The following is a 17,060-nucleotide window of genomic DNA, read 5'->3' on the forward strand; positions in this document are numbered from 1 at the left end:
CCTCCTTCTCTGTGTTTTATGCAAGTCCCAGCAGAAACAGCCCCAGCCAGATAACCATAAGCACGCCGTTTCCTGCTGCTCCAATTTTGCAGAAAAGCTGGTCTCTGTTTTTCTCCGAAAAACTTTTCAGTCCCAGAATAAATCCGTAAATGGAAAGCCCTATGGCAATCAGTCCCATAGCCCCCAGATACAGACCGCCTTTCCCGTGAAATGCAAGGGAACAGATGGCTGCAATACAGAAAATCCCCAGAGAGATTCCGGCAAATACAGAAGACGTAACTCCTTTCTCGGAATGTTTTTTCTTTGCAAAATCATATTTATATCGTTTTTTCGCCATTATCCTGCTCTCCTTTTCCAATTTCTATATAGTAAATGGCTGACAGCAAAAAGCAGATAACCGATTGCTGCCCCCAGTGTATTCATCACCAAATCATCCACATCAAAGCACCCCAGCTTTGTAACCAGCTGAACGGTTTCTACGCAAAGACTTAATGTAAATCCAGAGAAAGTAATAAAGAAAAATCCTCTTGCTTCTCGGCTGATAATGGGAAGAATCAGTCCAAAGGGAATAAATCCCACCACATTGCCCAATAAATTAGCCATAACCGCCAGTGCGCCCAACTGCTTCCGGTATATCCAGAATCTTTTAATTTCCTGGAACAGCACAAGATTATAATGATACTCCCTTTCTGCAAAAGCCAGCTGTCCAAACCTTTCTGCAAAAAAGAGGAAGTATATCAGTGCAAGAATATATATTACAAACAAAACCGCCCCCGCGGCTTTTATTTTCTTCTTTACCCTTTTATTCAATTTTTCAACCTCTTATCACAACTTGCTAAATAAATAATAAGAAGGCTGAAGTATTTCATTTCCATACAACAGCCCCTTATCCTGTCCATTAAAATGTAATCTCAGATTTCCTTTTCAGAAGTCTGGCTCCGGTTACCAGCATGACAACACCTGTGGCAATCCCGGTTACCAATACAACAATCCCAGCTGCAATACTGCCTGCTGCACAGCGGGACATGGTTTTATAAATTTTTTCGTTCATCAGGAATCCTTCCTTCTTTTTTATTTGGCGCCGTACTGTTCATAGTATGCGTCAATGGCTTTCTTAATTTCATGGTCAATGACGACTCTGCCGCCACATTCTTTGTTGTACAAATGCTCAACCACTTCTTCCATAGTAACAATGGCATTGGTATCAAATCCGTAAGTATCCTTTACTTCCTCAAGTGCACTCTTTTCGCCGCCTTTTCCCACTTCCATACGGTTTAGGGAAACCATCAGACCTACGATTTCCACATCGGCTGCACCTCTTACCTTTGGAACAGTTTCTTCCATGGATTTTCCGGAGGTTGTCACATCCTCAATCATAACGACTCTGTCGCCGTCCTGCAGCTTGCTTCCCAGGAAACTTCCCTTGTCTGCACCATGGTCTTTTTCTTCCTTACGGTCTGAACAGTAACGGACTTCTTTTCCGTATAATTCGCTGTAGGCAATGGCCGTTACCACGCTGATAGGAATTCCCTTGTATGCCGGTCCAAAAAGCACATCAAAATCATCGCCATATTTGTCGTGAATAGCTTTTGCGTAATACTCACCCAGCTTTTTCAGCTGAGAACCGGTAACATAAGCCCCTGCATTCATAAAGAAAGGTGACTTTCTGCCGCTTTTCAAAGTAAATTCTCCAAATTTCAAAACATTACTTTCTACCATAAAATCAATAAATTCTGCTTTATATGCTTCCATTTTTCTTAAACCTCCGTATTTGCAGGCCTTTTGTGCCTGCTCATCAAATCTCTTCAATTTTATCACAGTTCTTCACAGAAAACAACCAGGGCAGAACCCCTTCTCCTCTGGTATTCTGCCCTATCTTTCCTATTTCACAATTCCAATCAATTCCCGAATGTCTTCCACGCCATTCTCTTTCATATATCGCTCCAGTCCTTCGATAATCTCCACTGTAGCATAAGGGTTGGTGAAGTTGGCGGTTCCCACAGATACTGCTGTAGCGCCTGCCATAATAAACTCCAGCGCATCTTCTGCGTTCTGAATACCGCCCATGCCGATAATGGGAATTTTTACCGCCTGGGCCACCTGATAAACCATACGCACAGCAATGGGTTTTACACAAGGACCGGACACGCCTCCTGTTTTATTGGCCAGCGCAAATGTTCTCCGTTTCACATCAATTTTCATCCCCGTCAGAGTATTAATCAGAGAAACCCCATCTGCACCGCCGGCTTCTGCTGCTCTTGCAATCTCCGCAATATCTGTTACATTGGGAGTCAGCTTCATAATCACCGGCTGCTTTGCGATTTTCTTAATCTGCGCAGTCAGTTCTTCTACATGCCTGGGATCCTGCCCAAAAGCCAGAAAGTTGGCATTGACATTTGGACAGGAAATATTAATTTCCATCATGTCAATAGGTTCCTCTGCCAGGCGCTCTACCACTGCCAGATATTCTTCCGGCGCATGTCCGCATACATTCACAATGACTTTTGTATCAAACTGCTGCAAATAGGGAATATCTCTTTCACAGAACACATCAATGCCCGGGTTCTGCAGTCCGATAGCATTCATCATACCGCTGTGAATCTCCGCAATACGCGGTGTATCATTTCCGGACCAGGGAACATGAGCGACTCCCTTTGTCACCACTGCCCCCAGTTTATTCAAATCCACAAACTCACTGTACTCTGCACCTGAACCAAAAGTTCCCGAAGCTGTCATAACAGGATTTTTCAGTTCCACTCCCGCAAGATTTACTTTCATATTCATTACAGTTCCACCTCCGTGCTCAAAAATACAGGACCATCCTTACATATCCGCTTATTGTGCACATGGGAATGGCTGTCTTTTTCTTTGGATTTGCACACACAGGCCAGACAGGCCCCAATGCCGCAGGCCATTTTCTCTTCCATGGAAATATAGCAGAGTATGTTGTTTTCCTCTGCATAATTCTTAATGGCTCTTAACATCGGAGTTGGTCCACAGGCAAAAATCACCTCTGCCTCCAGAGCATTCTCCCGGATAGCATCCATCACATTTCCCTTTGTTCCCACACTTCCATCCTCTGTAGCCACTACGAGACTGCTGTTTTCAGACAACTCCTCTTTCAGGAAAATTTCACTGTTTCTGTAACCGGCAATCACGGTCACGTCTGCATCTGCTTCTTTAGCTGTCTGAACCATTGGCGGAACACCGATACCGCCGCCCATAAGAAACACCTTTTTCCCTTTTACGACCTCCATAGGAAATCCATTTCCCAAAGGACCCATAACATCCAGGTCTTCTCCTGCTTTCATACGGGAAAATTCATCGGTGCCCTTTCCTGCAACTCTGTATACAATGCGCAGTGCGCCCTTCTCTCTGTCAATCTCACAAATACTGATAGGTCTTGGCAAAATTCTGGAATTGTCCCTGCAATACACGGAAATAAACTGTCCCGGCTTCGCTTCTTTTACAATTTCCGCCGCTTCTATCCACATACTGTAAATCTCTGTGGCAATTTTTTCCTGGCTGAGAATTCTGCCCGTCATCTTTACTTTTGCCATAATTCCGCTTTCTCCTTATTTCGCTGCTTCCAATGCACCGTTGATATCTGCCACCATTGCTTCTACGGCTGCTCTTGCTGCATCTGCAAAGTTTTCTTCTCCGAAGTTTGCGTATTTTTCCTGCTTGTAAGCTGCAATGATGCCTCTGGAGGAATTCACAATGGCACCCAGACCGTCTTCATTAAAGAAGTGTACCAAATCCTTGCCCTGTCCTCCCTGTGCACCGTAGCCCGGTACTAAGATATAAGACTTCGGCATGATTTTACGCAGAGTTTTTCCCATTTCGGGGTAAGTTGCGCCTACAACAGCCCCCACATAACTGTAGGAATCTCCCATGAAGTCTTCGCCCCACTGTGCAACTTTTTCGCCTACCAGTTCATACAGCGGTCTTCCGTCTACAAGCTGATCCTGGAAGTCGCCGCTGGAAGGATTGGAAGTCTTCACCAAAATAAACATTCCCTTTTTCTCTTCTTTGCACACATCAATAAACGGATAGATGCTGTCCGCGCCCATGTAAGGATTCAGGGTCACAAAATCTTCATCAAAAGCCGCAATTCTGTTTTTTCCCACCTGTACTTTTCCCACATGTCCGGTGGCATAAGCGGCAGACGTAGAACCGATGTCTCCTCTTTTAATATCTCCGATAACCACCAAATCTTTTTCCCTGCAGTAATCCACAGTTTTCTTAAACGCCTGCAGTCCCGGAATACCAAACTGCTCATACATGGCAATCTGCGGCTTTACAGCCGGAATCAAATCATAAGTTTTATCTACAATTTCCTTATTAAACTGCCAGATAGCTTCCGCGGCTCCTTCCAGTGTCTCTCCGAACTCCTGAAATGCCTTTTCCTGAATATGCTTTGGAATGTAGTTCAGCATAGGATCCAGTCCCACTACAATAGATGCCTTGGTTTTCTGAATCTTTGCGGTAAGTTTGTTAATCATTGTTTATTCCTCCAAATTGTACTTTTTTCCTTTTTCTTCTCAATCCTGCTGGTATACCACTTCTCCGTCGCAGATAGTAGCCTTTACCAGCCCCTTTACCTTTCTGCCGTCAAATGGTGTATTTTTGCCCTTGGACAGAAAACTCATGCTGTCAATGACATACTCTGCTTCCGGGTCAATAATGGTCACATCCGCCGGACTTCCCACTTCCAGACGTCCTCTGTCACTGCCGATAATCTGCGCCGGGTTATAACTCATTTTCTCTGCCATCTGCAGCGGTGTGATGACGCCCTTATCTACCAGTTCTGTCACCGTTAATGCCACTGCTGTTTCCAGCCCAACAATGCCAAAGGGTGCCTTTGTCATGGGCTGCTGCTTTTCTTCTCTGGAATGAGGGGCATGGTCTGTGCTGATAACGTCCAGAATATCTTCTTTTAAACCTTTTAAAAGGGCTTCTTTGTCTGCCTCCGTACGAAGAGGCGGATTCATCTTGTAATTGGTATCTCCTGCCACCATATCATCTGAAGTCAGGGTAAAATGATGCGGGCATACTTCTCCTGTCACTGGCAGCTTTTCTTCCTTGGCCAGCTGAATCATGCGCACACTATCCTTTGTGGAGCAATGGCACAAATGCAGTTTTGCTCCGGTTTCCTTGGCCAGTACGATATCTCTCGCCACAATCACGTCTTCCACCGCATTGCTGATACCCGGCAGCCCCAGTTCTTTAGAATGTTTGTCTTCATTGACGCAGCCGCCGTTTACCATATTCTGGTCTTCACAGTGGGCAAACACAGGAAGATCATGCTTTGCGGCAATTTCCATGGCTTCCCGGTAAAGCTTCATATTCATGACAGACTTTCCGTCCTCGCTGATAGCCGGAATCCCAGCCTGAATCATTCCCTCGATGTCAGCCAGTTCTTCGCCTTTCTGCTGCTTTGTCACAGCACCAATCTGCAATACATGTACCGGCGCCAGTTCTTTTGCTTTATTGTGTACATACTGTACCCGGTCTGCGCAATCAATCACCGGCTTGGTATTGGGCATGGCCAGAATGGTTGTAAAGCCGCCTCTGGCTGCTGCCTTTGCTCCTGTTACAATATCTTCCTTATGGGTTAGTCCCGGGTCTCTTAAATGCACATGCAAATCAATCAATCCCGGCATGACATAACAGCCTTCTGCAAAAATCACTTTATCCGGCGTTTCCTCAGGTGTAATCGTCCCTCCTATTTCCTGAATTACACCGTCTTCCATATAAATATCTCCGACCTCATCTCTCTGGTCAGAAGGGTTTAAAATACGCCCTTTTTGAATGAGTATCTTCATAATAAAATGTATCCTTTCTTCCGCATGAAGTTTTTTGTAAAAGCCGCAAAATCCGCTTAATTATATAAATAGTAACATACACATTTTCTTTCGTCAATTACACTTTTCCCTTGACTTTTCCGGTAACAGCGAATATACTTATCATGTCAAAGGTATATTGGATATTAGTATTAAATGGTTTTAGAGAGTATGTTATCATTTTTATACATAATATTTTCTCTAAAACCATTTAACATTTTATCCAAGTAATTTATTTTTTTATGGAGGTAACATTATGAACAAGGGAACTGTAAAATGGTTCAACGCTGAAAAAGGATATGGATTTATTACAGGCGAAGACGGACAGGACGTTTTCGTACATTTCTCAGCAATCAACGGAGAAGGATTCAAATCCTTAGAAGAAGGTCAGTCTGTAACTTATGATTTAACAGAAGGCGCTCGCGGAATGCAGGCAGCTAACGTAGAAAAATTATAATTATAAATGACAAAACCGGGGCTGTCGTTTCATACGGCGGCCCTTTTCTGATATTTTCATTTCTTTTTTCGCTTTTCTTCTATTTTCCATTTTTTTCTAAAAATCAGACTGTCAGTTTGCATTTATGAACCTTTAGTTCTTTTACATTACCATTGGTTTCTGTAATGCTTTTTTCATGAACACTATACTATTGTCGATACCTGTGGTTGAAATAGGAGATTTGTTTATGGATTTTAAAGAAATGGGACAGCAAATAAAGAAAAAACGCCTGGAAAAAAACTGGCGTCAGGAAGACCTTGCAGAGCAGACAGACCTGACGGCTACCTACATCAGTTTAATCGAACGAGGTAAGAAATGTCCGACACTGGAAACGTTTATTATCATTGCCAATGCACTGGATGCTTCCGCAGACGAATTACTGGCCAGCGCTCTGAATAACGGGTATGCCCTTCGTGTGTCCACTTATCTGGAACAGCTGAAAAAACTCAGTGAAGAAAAGCAGAAAACCGTATGTGATATCGTGGAAGTGCTGCTGCGAAATGAGTAGCACTAAAAAGGCTGCTGTACAAAACCTCTCAAGGTACTTTGTACAGCAGCTTTTCTCTTCGTTCTCATTTTGCCTCATTACTCTGAGGCTTCCTCTGTCAGCCCTGTCAGATAATCTGTAATAGCCGTTACATCCATTTCGGTAGTTACCACTTCCTGCTCTGCATCCGGGTCTTCTCTTGTCACCACACCGTATGCAGAATACCCAATCCAGCCCAAAGCCACCAAACAAACAGCGCCGATAGCTAATTTTTCAAAAAACAGAGCTCTCTTCTCTCTCTTCTGAAGTTTTGCACGGTTGGCTTTCTCTTTTTTATATTTGTCTACTTTTTCCTGACTCATACCGTAAATCTCCTTTGTCCCAAACTCGTCAAATCTGTTTTTTAGTATAGCATATTTTTCCTCTGCTGCAAAGAATTATTTCTCCCCTTGACCTATTCCCCTTTTTCTGTGTATACTAATAAACAGAAAAGAGCATTTGCGGATTATAATTTTTTATAATTCGTCAATGCTTTTTCTTTTCCAAGAAGGAGGGCAAATCTATGAATCTCACACACGAAAAATCCTGGTACGCCAGGAAATGGAGTATGGACGTCCTGGTTGACATCATCGGCGGTATTTTCATTGCCGTAGGTACTTACAACTTTGCCGCAGCCGCGGAATTTCCCGTTGTGGGGCTAAACGGTATTGCCCTGATTTTCTACCATTTATTCGGCTGGCCCATCGGACGGGTAGCGCTGATACTGAACATTCCCATTGCCCTGTTCTGTTTCCGTATTCTGGGCCGGAACTTTTTTCTGCGCTCTGTTCGTACCATCCTCATTACTTCTTTTATCATGGACTATGCAGCGCCTTTGTTCCCTGTATATCAAGGCGACCGCATGCTGGCCGCCATCTGCACCGGTGTCCTTTCCGGCCTGGGCTTTGCCCTGATTTATATGAGGGACTCCTCCACCGGAGGCGCGGACTTTATCATGCTTAGCCTGAAAGCAAAAAATCCGCACCTGACACTGGGCAAAATTGCCTTTGTCATGGATACGGTAATTGTCCTTCTGGGTACTGTCATTGTTTCCAAAGATGTAGACAGCCTGATTTATGGTATGATTATCAGTTTTCTGCTTTCTGTGGTGGTAGATAAAGTCATGTACGGCATTGATGCCGGAAAAATGACGCTGATTGTCACGGATTATGCAAAAGAAGTAGCAGAGAAAATCGACCAGGTCAGCGGCAGGGGCTGTACCTTCCTGAAAGCGGAAGGCAGCTTTGCCAGAGATAAAAAAGATGTGGTTTTGTGCGCCTGCAACAATAAACAGATGTATATTATCCGCACAGCCATAAAAGAAGTCGACCCCAACGCTTTCATTATCATCATGGAATCCAATGAAGTGCTGGGGGAAGGATTTAAGGCGCATTAAAGGCAGAGTCCGGATATTTGATCTGCACCAGTGTCAGCCCTCTGGCAGGAGCCGTAGGGCCGGCAGCTTTCCGGTCTTTCGCCTCTAAGATTGCCCGCATATGCGCCGGCGGATATGCCCCGCCGCCGATTTCCATTAAAGTTCCGGCAATGATACGCACCATATTGTAGAGGAATCCGTTTCCCCGAATGCGTATGGTAATCTTATCCGCTTCTTTTGTAATATCCAATGCATGAATGCACCGCACGGTAGTTTTCACCTGGGCGCCGGCGCCGCAAAAACTCTTAAAATCATGTTCTCCCAGAAGATAACCCCCTGCCTCCTGCATTTTTTCAATATCCAGGGGCACATAGGTAAAATGAGAATAAAAACGCTCCGTGGGAATGGGAAAACGGCGATTTAAAATCTGGTATTCATATGTCTTTTCGCTTTCCACATATCTGGGATGAAAGGTTTCCGGCACTTCTCTTGACTCCTGAATACGAATATCCTCCGGCAGCCTCTGGTTTAAGGCAAAGGAGAATTTCTCTCCGGGCATTCTCACCCGGGTATCAAAGACCGCTACATTTCCCAGGGCGTGAACGCCTGCATCTGTACGGCTGGCACCAATAGTTTCTATGGTTTCTCCTGTAAGCTCAGACAAATGCCGGTTCAAAACCTCCTGCACCGTAATCCCATTGGGCTGCACCTGCCACCCACAGTAGTTGGTTCCGTCGTATGCAACGGTCAGCTTTACTCGTTTCATTATCTACGGTTCTCCTTTTACAGAAATACTCTCAGAGCAATATCGGCTCCCAGATACAGGACAGAAATCACATAAGCCGCGTAATCTCTTCTGTGATAAACCAAAGGCTTCATCTGCGTCCGGTTATCCCCGCCGTGGTAACATCTGGCTTCCATAGCCATGGCCAGATCATCGGCCCGGCGAAATGCGGAGATAAACAGGGGCACCAGAAGGGGCACCATACTTTTAGCGCGCTGAATGATGTTGCCGCTTTCAAAATCCGCACCTCTGGCAATCTGCGCTTTCATAATCTTATCTGTTTCTTCCATCAAAATAGGAATAAAGCGAAGGGCAATGGACATCATCATGGAAATTTCATGCACAGGCACTTTGATTTTATTTAAAGGCGCCAGAATCTTTTCCATGCCGTCGGTAAGCTGATTAGGCGTTGTTGTCAGTGTCATAATGGAAGAACCGATAACCAGATAAATCAGGCGGATACCGATTTTCACAGCCTGTACCACTCCTTCTCTGGTAATCTTTAAAAATCCTGCACTCCACAACACTTCCCCCGGCATCAGAAACAGGTTAAACAGCACAGTAATCAGCAGAATGATAAACAGAGGCTTTAACCCTTTCAGCATAAATTTCACCGGAACCTTGGAGAGTCCAATAGCAGCCGCAAGAAAAACCGTGGCCAGGGCATATCCCCAGAAGGAATCCGCCACAAAAAGGGAAATCAGAAATAAAAAAGTTCCGATGAATTTCACCCGCGGGTCCAAACGGTGCAGAATGGAATCTGCCGGATAAAACTGTCCAATTGTAATGTCTCTAATCATGTTTCGTTCTCCCCAGTGCCTTTAAAATACTCTCTTTTGCCTCTTTTACGGTAATGGCCGATGTATCTGCCGGAATCCCCGCCTTGCGAAGTGCCTGCATAATATAAGTAATCTGCGGCGCTGCAAGACCGATTTCTTCCAGTTCCCTATAGTGGGAAAAGACTGCCTCCGGCTTTCCGTCAAAAGCCTTTTCCCCTTTGTTCATTACCAGAATCCGGTCTACATATCTGGCAATATCCTCCATACTGTGAGACACCAGAATAACGGTAATATTCCTCTCTGTGTGCAGCCAGGCAATCTGATCCAGAATTTCGTCTCTTCCTTTTGGGTCCAGACCTGCGGTAGGCTCATCCAGAATCAGCACCTCCGGTTCCATGGCCAGTACGCCTGCAATAGCCACCCGCCGCTTCTGTCCCCCGGAAAGTTCAAATGGGGAACTTTTATAGTATTTTTCCTTCAAACCAGTCTGCTGGAGGGCCCGAACGGCTCTCTCCTCTGCCTCTTCTTTGGAACAGCCCTGATTCTTCGGCCCAAAGCACACATCAGAAAGTACATCGGCTTCAAAAAGCTGATGCTCCGGGTACTGAAATACCAGGCCCACCTGGCTTCGCAGGCGTTTCAGGGAATATCCCTCCTGCCAGATATCTTCCCCTTTATAATACACAGTTCCCACGGTAGGGCGCATCAGTCCGTTAAAATGTTGAATCAATGTGGATTTTCCGCTTCCTGTATGTCCGATAACCCCCAGAAACTGCCCGGAGGGTATTTCCAGAGAAACATCCTTTAAGGCATGGGTTTCATATACAGAACCGGGGCTGTAAGTATAAGTAACATGTTCTAATCGCAATGACATAACGCATCCACCAATTCCTTTATTGTAAGTATTCCCTCAGGAAGAAAAAGCCCTTCCTGTCTCAGTTCATATGCCAGAAGTGTTACCTGGGGTACATCCAGACGGTATGTTTTTAATTCCTCCACTCTGGAGAAAATTTCCCTGGGTGTCCCCTGCATGACCACATGGCCGTGATCCATGACAAACACTTTATCAGAGTCAATGACTTCCTCCATGTAATGGGTAATAAGCACCACCGTAATGCCTTCCTTTCGATTCAGTTCGTGAACCGCCTGCAGCACTTCTTTTCGTCCATTGGGGTCCAGCATGGCGGTGGGCTCGTCCAACACAATGCATTTCGGGTGCATAGCCATCACTCCCGCAATGGCTACCCTCTGTTTCTGCCCTCCGGACAGCTTATTGGGAGAGCGGTGGCGAAAAGGCGTCATGCCCACGGCTTCCAGGCTTTTATCCACCCGCTTCCAGATTTCTTCCGTGGGAATCCCCATATTTTCCGGGCCAAATCCCACATCCTCCTCTACCACGGTTCCGATAATCTGATTGTCCGGGTTCTGAAACACCATGCCGGCTCTCTGGCGGATTTCCCACAGCTTCTCCACAGATTTAGTATCCATGCCGTCAATCCAAAGAGTTCCCTCTGTAGGAACTAAAAGGGCATTGATATGTTTCGCCAGCGTAGATTTTCCGGAACCGTTATGTCCCAGAATAGAGATAAACTGTCCCTTTGAAATGTCCAGATTCACATCATCTACAGCCCTATAGCTTTCCGAGGGCTGTCCGCTGTCGTCATATTTTATGTAGTCATATTTTACGTTTCTGGCTTTAATGATTCCCATGGCAGGCACACCTCCACACTTCCATATCTTCGCTGTCTCCCTCCAGGTGATAGTCTATTTTCTGGAATCCCAGCTTCCGCGCCAGTTCCAGCGACGGCATATTGGCGCTTTTTATCCTGCAGTACAGATAAAAAGCCCCTCTTTTTTTTGCTTCCTCCACAATGGCTCTGCAGGCCTCGTAGGCAAATCCCCTTCTCCGGAATTTTTCATCTATCATATAGCCAAGCTCCACCACTGTTTTGTTATCATTCCAGAGTTTAGGTTCTACCCCTGCTCTCCCTATAATTTCCCCGGAAGCCTTTTCCAGTATGCACCAGTAACCCATGTCACAGAGTTCATACATATAGCGCCGATACATCTCAAAATCTTCCAGTTCTTCCTTCAGGGGCTTTGCCACACCCTCACAGGCATCTGCGGAGGTTTCCTGAGAACAGATTTCCATCATTCTAGGAATATCTCCTTTTTCCATTTCCCGAATAAGAAGCCGGTTTGTCTCACACACTTTGGCTGGTAAATGATGAAAGTGACAGTAAATTTTTTCCACAAAGGCGCTGTCCACCTCTTCAAATCCTTCCACAAGTGCAAAAGCTGTGCTTAAATCCTGTTTCCCGGAATCGGGGTTATAATAAGCCATACAAGCCATACCCGCCGCTTTTGCGGCTTTACAACCGTTTTCCGAATCCTCGATAACCAGACATTCTTCTGGAGACAGCCCCAGTATTTCTGCTGTTTTCAGAAAAACATCCGGTGCCGGCTTGGGGTGCTTCACAGTTTCCCCACTGACCAGTTTTTGAAAATACCTGTCAATTCCCCAGTGCTCTGTCACATTTCTGATATAAGAAAGGGGGGATGAAGAAGCCACAGCCAGCACATATCCCGCCTCCTGCAGCCTTTCCAGAAATTCCTTCACCCAGGGAATCAAGGAAGGATACCCTCTCTCTTCAATCATTTTCTTTTTCATGCTCTTCATCTCGGCTATCAGGGCTGTATCCTGTACATCTACCTGATAATGCTCATGCAAAAGTTCCATGAGAAAACCTACCGTTGAACCGATGCAGGGCTTATAAACCTCATAGTCTATGTGGATTCCCCTTGCTTTCAAGGTTTCTTTCCACACCTGGAAATGGAAGGGCTCGCTGTTAATCAGCACCCCGTCCATATCAAAAATAATTCCCTTCAGCATATTTTCAGCTTTCTCCCTCTGTCTGATCCTCTTTGGGACCGAATAAAAGTTCTTCTGCCAAAGCCCAGATTTCCTCTCTTCCCTGCTTGGTCTGTGCAGAGAAAGGAATCACTCTGGTGCCGGGGAGCAGATTTAAGCCTGTCTTAACTGCCTTCACATGTTTCGCCACCTGGCTTCTTTTCAGTTTGTCCGCTTTTGTTGCAATAATAATGGGCTGGTATCCGTTGTGTACAATCCAGTCGTACATGGTCCTGTCATTTTCAGACGGGTCATGACGGATGTCAATAAGCAGAAATACTGCCTTTAACTGCTTAGACTGGTGCAGATACCGCTCAATCAGCTTTCCCCACTGCTCTTTTACGGACTGGGATACCTTGGCATAGCCGTATCCCGGCAAATCCACAAGATACATCTCGTGGTTTACATTATAAAAATTAATGGTCTGGGTCTTTCCCGGAGAAGCACTGGTTCTCGCCAGGGCCTTCCGGTTCATCAGTGCATTAATCAGCGACGATTTTCCCACATTGGATTTTCCTGCAAATGCAATTTCCGGAACTTCGTTTTTGGGAAGGGTACTGGTGATGCCGCAGACGATGTCCAGCGCTACATGTTTAATAACCATGTGTTTTCCTCCAAATTTTTTCTTTATACCAAGGCATGTTTCAGAACCTCTTTCATGGTTTTCACAGGCACGATTTTCATGCCGCCTGTGATTTCCTCGTCCAGTTCCTCCACATCTGCCTGATTCTCAAAAGGAATGAGAACCTTTTTCATACCTGCGCTCTTGGCTGCCAGAAGCTTTTCCTTCAGGCCCCCGATAGGAAGCACTCTTCCTCTTAAGGTAATCTCTCCCGTCATGGCCACATTGGCTTTCACCGGTGTGTTGGTCATGGCAGAAAGCATGGCCGTAGCCATGGTAATACCGGCAGACGGGCCGTCTTTTGGCACTGCCCCTTCCGGTATATGGATATGTAAGTCATGTTTCTGGAAAAATTCCGGCTTAATGCCATATTCTTCTGCTACGGAACGAATATAGCTGATACCTGCCTGGGCAGATTCTTTCATCACGTCCCCAAGTTGTCCGGTCAGAAGAAATTCTCCTTTTCCCGGCATAAGGTTCACCTCTATCTGCAGGGTATCACCTCCGACGCTGGTCCAGGCCAGTCCCCGTACAATTCCCACTTCATCCGTCTTATTCTTCCTCTGGTATGTGTATCTGGCTCTTCCCAGAAAACTTTCCAGATTGTCCACGTTTACACTGACGGTTTCTTCCTTGTCCTCCAGAATCTTCCTGGCTGTCTTTCTGCAGATTTCACCCAGCTTTCTCTCCAGGCTTCGCACACCCGCTTCTTTGGTATAGCCCGCAATGACTTCCCTCAGCGCTTCATCAGAAATAAGCAGCTGGTTTTCTTTTAATCCGTGGGCTTTTATCTGCTTTGGAATCAGATGTTCTCTGGCAATATGCTCTTTTTCGTTCTGGGTATAGCTGCTGATTTCAATAACCTCCATACGGTCTAAAAGCGGCCGCGGAATAGTCTGCAAATCATTGGCTGTGGCAATGAAAAGCACCTCAGACAAATCCAACGGGATTTCCACATAATGGTCTCTGAATTTCCTGTTCTGCTCGCTGTCCAGCACCTCTAAAAGCGCAGAAGAGGTATCTCCTTTGTAATCACTGCTCACTTTATCAATTTCATCCAGAAGCATGAGAGGATTTTTCACCCCGGCCTGTATCAGTCCGTTGGCAATTCTGCCCGGCATAGCGCCGATATAGGTTCTTCTGTGACCGCGGATTTCCGCCTCGTCCCGGACGCCGCCCAGGGACATGCGCACATACTCCTTGTCAAGCGCCCTGGCTACGGAACGTGCAATAGAAGTCTTTCCGGTTCCCGGCGGTCCTGCCAGACAGAGAATCGGACTCTCTCCCTTTTTCGTCAGGGTTCGCACAGCCAGAAATTCCATAATACGCTCTTTCACCTTTTCCAGGCCATAGTGGTCTTCTTCCAGAATTTTCTTGGCTTTTGCCAGATTTTTGTTATCTCTGGACACCTTATCCCAAGGCAGGGAAAGTAGGGTTTCAATATAGCTTCGGATAACTCCCGCCTCTGCCTGCATACCTGCCGCATTTTTAAAGCGGTCAATTTCCCGGTTGATTTTCTCCTTCACTTCTTTGGAGGCTTTCAGTTTTGACACCTGTTCCTTAAACTGGTCTGCCTCTGACAAAGTATCCTGGTCCCCCAGTTCTTCCCTGATAACTTTTAACTGTTCCCGGAGAATATAATCTCTCTGATTCTTATCCACCCGCTCCTTGACTTTGCTGTTTAAATCTGTGCGAATCTGCATAATGTCGATTTCATTGCACAGAATTCCGCCCAGCACCTCATAACGCTCTTCCAGATTGACAGCCTCCAGAATTTTCTGTTTATCCTCATATTTCATGGGAAGATTCACGGCAATCTGGTCAATGACTCTCCTGACATCCTCCAGTTCCAGAATCTGTCCTGCCAAATCCTTGCTGAGCTTTGGATTTTCATTGCAGTAACGGACAAAAAGTTCCTTGATTCCCCGCAGCATAGCTTCTTTAACATTGCCCTCCGGTTCTTCCTGTTCTTCTTCAAAAAGGGCAATTTCAGCTTCCAGATACAGGGGATTTTCTTCAAATCTTAAAAGTTCTCCTCTTTCCTGTCCTTCCACCAGAACTTGAATCATGTTTTTCTTTGTCTTTACAAGCTGTTTGATTTCTGCGATGGTACCGATTTTATATAAATCTTCCTGTGCAGGTTCCTCTGTTTCAGGGTCTCTCTGGGTGATGAGAAAGACCTTCTGGTCCTGAACCATGGCCTTTTCAATGGCCTTCATGGATTTTTCCCTGCTTACATCAAAATGGACAATCATGTCAGGAAGAATGGTTGTACCTCTAAGGGCGATTGCCGGTAAATGCTGTATGATGTCGCTCATGCTCGCACCTCCTTATTCCTGTACGATTTCTCTATGCGATTTCCGGTGACTCTTTTTTCTTACGGCTGCCGCTTTTGCTTCTTCTGGCTGTTGCCGGAAGTTCTCTGTATTCCAGCTTTGCTTCCCCTGTGCCGTCCACCAGTTCTTTTGTAATGGTACAGCCGGTAATGCTTTCATCTGAAGGCGCCTTGTACATCAAATCCATCATGGAATTTTCCATAATAGCACGCAGACCTCTGGCACCCGTCTTTCTCTCCATAGACTTATCCGCAATGGCTTCCAGCGCTTCCGGTTCAAAGTCCAGATGAATACCATCCAGATGAAACAAGGTCTGATACTGACGCACCAAAGAGTTTTTCGGCTCTGTCAGAATCTTCACCAGGGCGTCCTTATCCAATGCATCCAACGATACCACTACCGGCACACGGCCCACAAATTCCGGAATCAGTCCGAATTTCACCAAATCCTGGGGCATGACTTCTTTTAAAAGTTCTCCCACATTATGTTTGCCCGGTGTACGGATTTCTGCATTGAAACCAATGGCTTTTGTATCTTTTCTGGTTTCGATAATTTTATCCAGCCCTTCAAAAGCGCCGCCGCAGATAAACAGAATATTGGTGGTATCAATCTGGATAAACTCCTGCTGCGGGTGTTTTCTGCCGCCCTGAGGCGGTACGTTAGCCACCGTTCCCTCTACAATTTTCAAAAGAGCCTGCTGTACTCCTTCTCCGGATACGTCTCTGGTAATGGAGGCATTTTCCGATTTTCTGGTAATTTTGTCAATTTCGTCAATATAAATAATGCCATACTGGGCACGTTCTATATCGTAATCTGCTGCCTGAATGATTTTCAGCAGAATATTTTCCACATCCTCGCCCACATAACCGGCTTCGGTCAGAGTGGTTGCGTCGGCAATGGCAAAAGGCACATTCAGCAGTCTTGCCAGCGTCTGAGCCAGAAGCGTCTTACCAGAACCGGTAGGACCCAGCATAAGAATGTTGCTCTTCTGCAGTTCCACATCCGCGCCTCTGCCTGCCAGCACACGTTTGTAGTGGTTGTAAACTGCAACCGAAAGCACTTTTTTCGCTTCATCCTGTCCAATGACATACTCATCCAGAAATGCCTTAATTTCCTGTGGTTTCAGCAGGTTAATTTCGTCAGAAGCCATGTTGCTGTACTCTGCCCCCAGTTCTTCCTCTATGATTTCCGAACAGATTCCCACACACTCATCACAGATATAGGTGCCGTTTGGACCTGCAATCAGTTTTTTTGCCTGGTCTTCTGTCTTTCCACAAAAGGAACATCTGATTCTTGTATCGTTTCCTTTCATTGCCATGTTTTTTCCCTTTCTGTTTCCATTTTTCTTCTTTTAAAGCCGAAAGACCCCCGCAAATTTCTGCAGG

At 45.7% G+C, this 17,060-nt stretch carries 20 protein-coding genes; 3 read left to right on the forward strand and 17 right to left on the reverse strand.

What is annotated here, in order from left to right; translation table 11 throughout:
* Positions 1 to 16: 16 nt before the first annotated feature.
* From WKT17_RS05820 to WKT17_RS05855, 8 genes are all read right to left on the reverse strand, one after another.
* On the reverse strand, positions 17 to 337 hold the full coding sequence (locus tag WKT17_RS05820; RefSeq protein WP_173747556.1) for a DUF6142 family protein: 321 nt from the start codon (positions 335 to 337) through the stop codon (positions 17 to 19).
* Positions 337 to 810: a VanZ family protein gene (locus tag WKT17_RS05825; RefSeq protein ID WP_291683411.1), complete on the reverse strand. Its 474-nt coding sequence runs from the start codon at positions 808 to 810 to the stop codon at positions 337 to 339. The genes WKT17_RS05820 and WKT17_RS05825 overlap by 1 nt, the downstream gene beginning before the upstream one ends.
* An 88-nt stretch (positions 811 to 898) precedes the next feature.
* On the reverse strand, positions 899 to 1,051 hold the full coding sequence (locus WKT17_RS05830) for a hypothetical protein (protein WP_173747560.1): 153 nt from the start codon (positions 1,049 to 1,051) through the stop codon (positions 899 to 901).
* A gap of 20 nt (positions 1,052 to 1,071) precedes the next feature.
* A complete protein-coding gene (gene pyrE / locus WKT17_RS05835; RefSeq protein ID WP_291683412.1) occupies positions 1,072 to 1,752 on the reverse strand; it encodes an orotate phosphoribosyltransferase in 681 nt (226 codons plus the stop codon).
* Positions 1,753 to 1,881: 129 nt separating this feature from the next.
* A complete protein-coding gene (locus WKT17_RS05840) occupies positions 1,882 to 2,784 on the reverse strand; it encodes a dihydroorotate dehydrogenase (protein ID WP_173747564.1) in 903 nt (300 codons plus the stop codon).
* Positions 2,784 to 3,560, reverse strand: coding sequence for a dihydroorotate dehydrogenase electron transfer subunit (locus WKT17_RS05845; protein ID WP_291683413.1), 777 nt, complete (start codon positions 3,558 to 3,560; stop codon positions 2,784 to 2,786). The genes WKT17_RS05840 and WKT17_RS05845 overlap by 1 nt, the downstream gene beginning before the upstream one ends.
* A gap of 15 nt (positions 3,561 to 3,575) precedes the next feature.
* The gene (pyrF, locus tag WKT17_RS05850) at positions 3,576 to 4,505 is read right to left on the reverse strand and encodes an orotidine-5'-phosphate decarboxylase (RefSeq protein WP_291683414.1); all 930 of its coding nucleotides are present in this window, start codon (positions 4,503 to 4,505) and stop codon (positions 3,576 to 3,578) included.
* 39 nt (positions 4,506 to 4,544) lie between these two features.
* Positions 4,545 to 5,828 carry a dihydroorotase gene (locus WKT17_RS05855; RefSeq protein WP_291683415.1) on the reverse strand — a complete coding sequence of 428 codons (1,284 nt, stop codon included), beginning with the start codon at positions 5,826 to 5,828 and terminating at the stop codon, positions 4,545 to 4,547.
* Between the two features lie 274 nt (positions 5,829 to 6,102).
* On the opposite strand from WKT17_RS05855, the gene WKT17_RS05860 reads away from it, so the two are divergent.
* Entirely contained in the window at positions 6,103 to 6,303 is a 201-nt protein-coding gene (locus WKT17_RS05860; RefSeq protein ID WP_111920171.1) for a cold-shock protein, read from the forward strand.
* A 226-nt stretch (positions 6,304 to 6,529) separates the two neighbouring features.
* Complete coding sequence (locus WKT17_RS05865) at positions 6,530 to 6,850, forward strand: helix-turn-helix domain-containing protein (RefSeq protein WP_173747572.1); 321 nt, start codon at positions 6,530 to 6,532, stop codon at positions 6,848 to 6,850.
* 77 nt (positions 6,851 to 6,927) lie between these two features.
* Here WKT17_RS05865 and WKT17_RS05870 read toward each other — a convergent pair whose 3' ends face one another.
* Positions 6,928 to 7,191, reverse strand: coding sequence for a hypothetical protein (locus WKT17_RS05870; RefSeq protein WP_173747574.1), 264 nt, complete (start codon positions 7,189 to 7,191; stop codon positions 6,928 to 6,930).
* A gap of 200 nt (positions 7,192 to 7,391) precedes the next feature.
* On the opposite strand from WKT17_RS05870, the gene WKT17_RS05875 reads away from it, so the two are divergent.
* Positions 7,392 to 8,264, forward strand: coding sequence for a YitT family protein (locus tag WKT17_RS05875; RefSeq protein WP_173747576.1), 873 nt, complete (start codon positions 7,392 to 7,394; stop codon positions 8,262 to 8,264).
* Here the strand turns inward: WKT17_RS05875 and truA are convergent.
* From truA to clpX, 8 genes are read right to left on the reverse strand one after another with little or no spacing between them, the layout of a single operon-like run.
* The gene (gene truA / locus WKT17_RS05880) at positions 8,251 to 9,009 is read right to left on the reverse strand and encodes a tRNA pseudouridine(38-40) synthase TruA (RefSeq protein WP_173747578.1); all 759 of its coding nucleotides are present in this window, start codon (positions 9,007 to 9,009) and stop codon (positions 8,251 to 8,253) included. The two genes, WKT17_RS05875 and truA, sit on opposite strands and share 14 nt — an antisense overlap.
* A 17-nt stretch (positions 9,010 to 9,026) precedes the next feature.
* Positions 9,027 to 9,827, reverse strand: a complete 801-nt coding sequence (locus tag WKT17_RS05885) for an energy-coupling factor transporter transmembrane component T family protein (RefSeq protein ID WP_173747580.1) — start codon at positions 9,825 to 9,827, stop codon at positions 9,027 to 9,029.
* Positions 9,820 to 10,680 carry an energy-coupling factor transporter ATPase gene (locus tag WKT17_RS05890; RefSeq protein ID WP_173747582.1) on the reverse strand — a complete coding sequence of 287 codons (861 nt, stop codon included), beginning with the start codon at positions 10,678 to 10,680 and terminating at the stop codon, positions 9,820 to 9,822. Before WKT17_RS05890 ends, WKT17_RS05885 begins: the two co-directional genes overlap by 8 nt.
* Positions 10,665 to 11,516: an energy-coupling factor transporter ATPase gene (locus WKT17_RS05895; protein ID WP_291683416.1), complete on the reverse strand. Its 852-nt coding sequence runs from the start codon at positions 11,514 to 11,516 to the stop codon at positions 10,665 to 10,667. Before WKT17_RS05895 ends, WKT17_RS05890 begins: the two co-directional genes overlap by 16 nt.
* Positions 11,503 to 12,699 carry a GNAT family N-acetyltransferase gene (locus WKT17_RS05900; protein WP_173747586.1) on the reverse strand — a complete coding sequence of 399 codons (1,197 nt, stop codon included), beginning with the start codon at positions 12,697 to 12,699 and terminating at the stop codon, positions 11,503 to 11,505. The genes WKT17_RS05895 and WKT17_RS05900 overlap by 14 nt, the downstream gene beginning before the upstream one ends.
* A gap of 4 nt (positions 12,700 to 12,703) precedes the next feature.
* Complete coding sequence (gene yihA, locus WKT17_RS05905; RefSeq protein ID WP_340271898.1) at positions 12,704 to 13,321, reverse strand: ribosome biogenesis GTP-binding protein YihA/YsxC; 618 nt, start codon at positions 13,319 to 13,321, stop codon at positions 12,704 to 12,706.
* Positions 13,322 to 13,344: 23 nt separating this feature from the next.
* The gene (gene lon / locus WKT17_RS05910) at positions 13,345 to 15,657 is read right to left on the reverse strand and encodes an endopeptidase La (RefSeq protein ID WP_340271899.1); all 2,313 of its coding nucleotides are present in this window, start codon (positions 15,655 to 15,657) and stop codon (positions 13,345 to 13,347) included.
* Positions 15,658 to 15,688: 31 nt separating this feature from the next.
* Positions 15,689 to 16,993, reverse strand: a complete 1,305-nt coding sequence (clpX, locus tag WKT17_RS05915) for an ATP-dependent Clp protease ATP-binding subunit ClpX (protein WP_173747592.1) — start codon at positions 16,991 to 16,993, stop codon at positions 15,689 to 15,691.
* Positions 16,994 to 17,060: the final 67 nt, after the last annotated feature.

This window comes from Blautia sp. HCN-20427 (genome assembly GCF_037890365.1).
Lineage (GTDB): Bacteria > Bacillota > Clostridia > Lachnospirales > Lachnospiraceae > Blautia.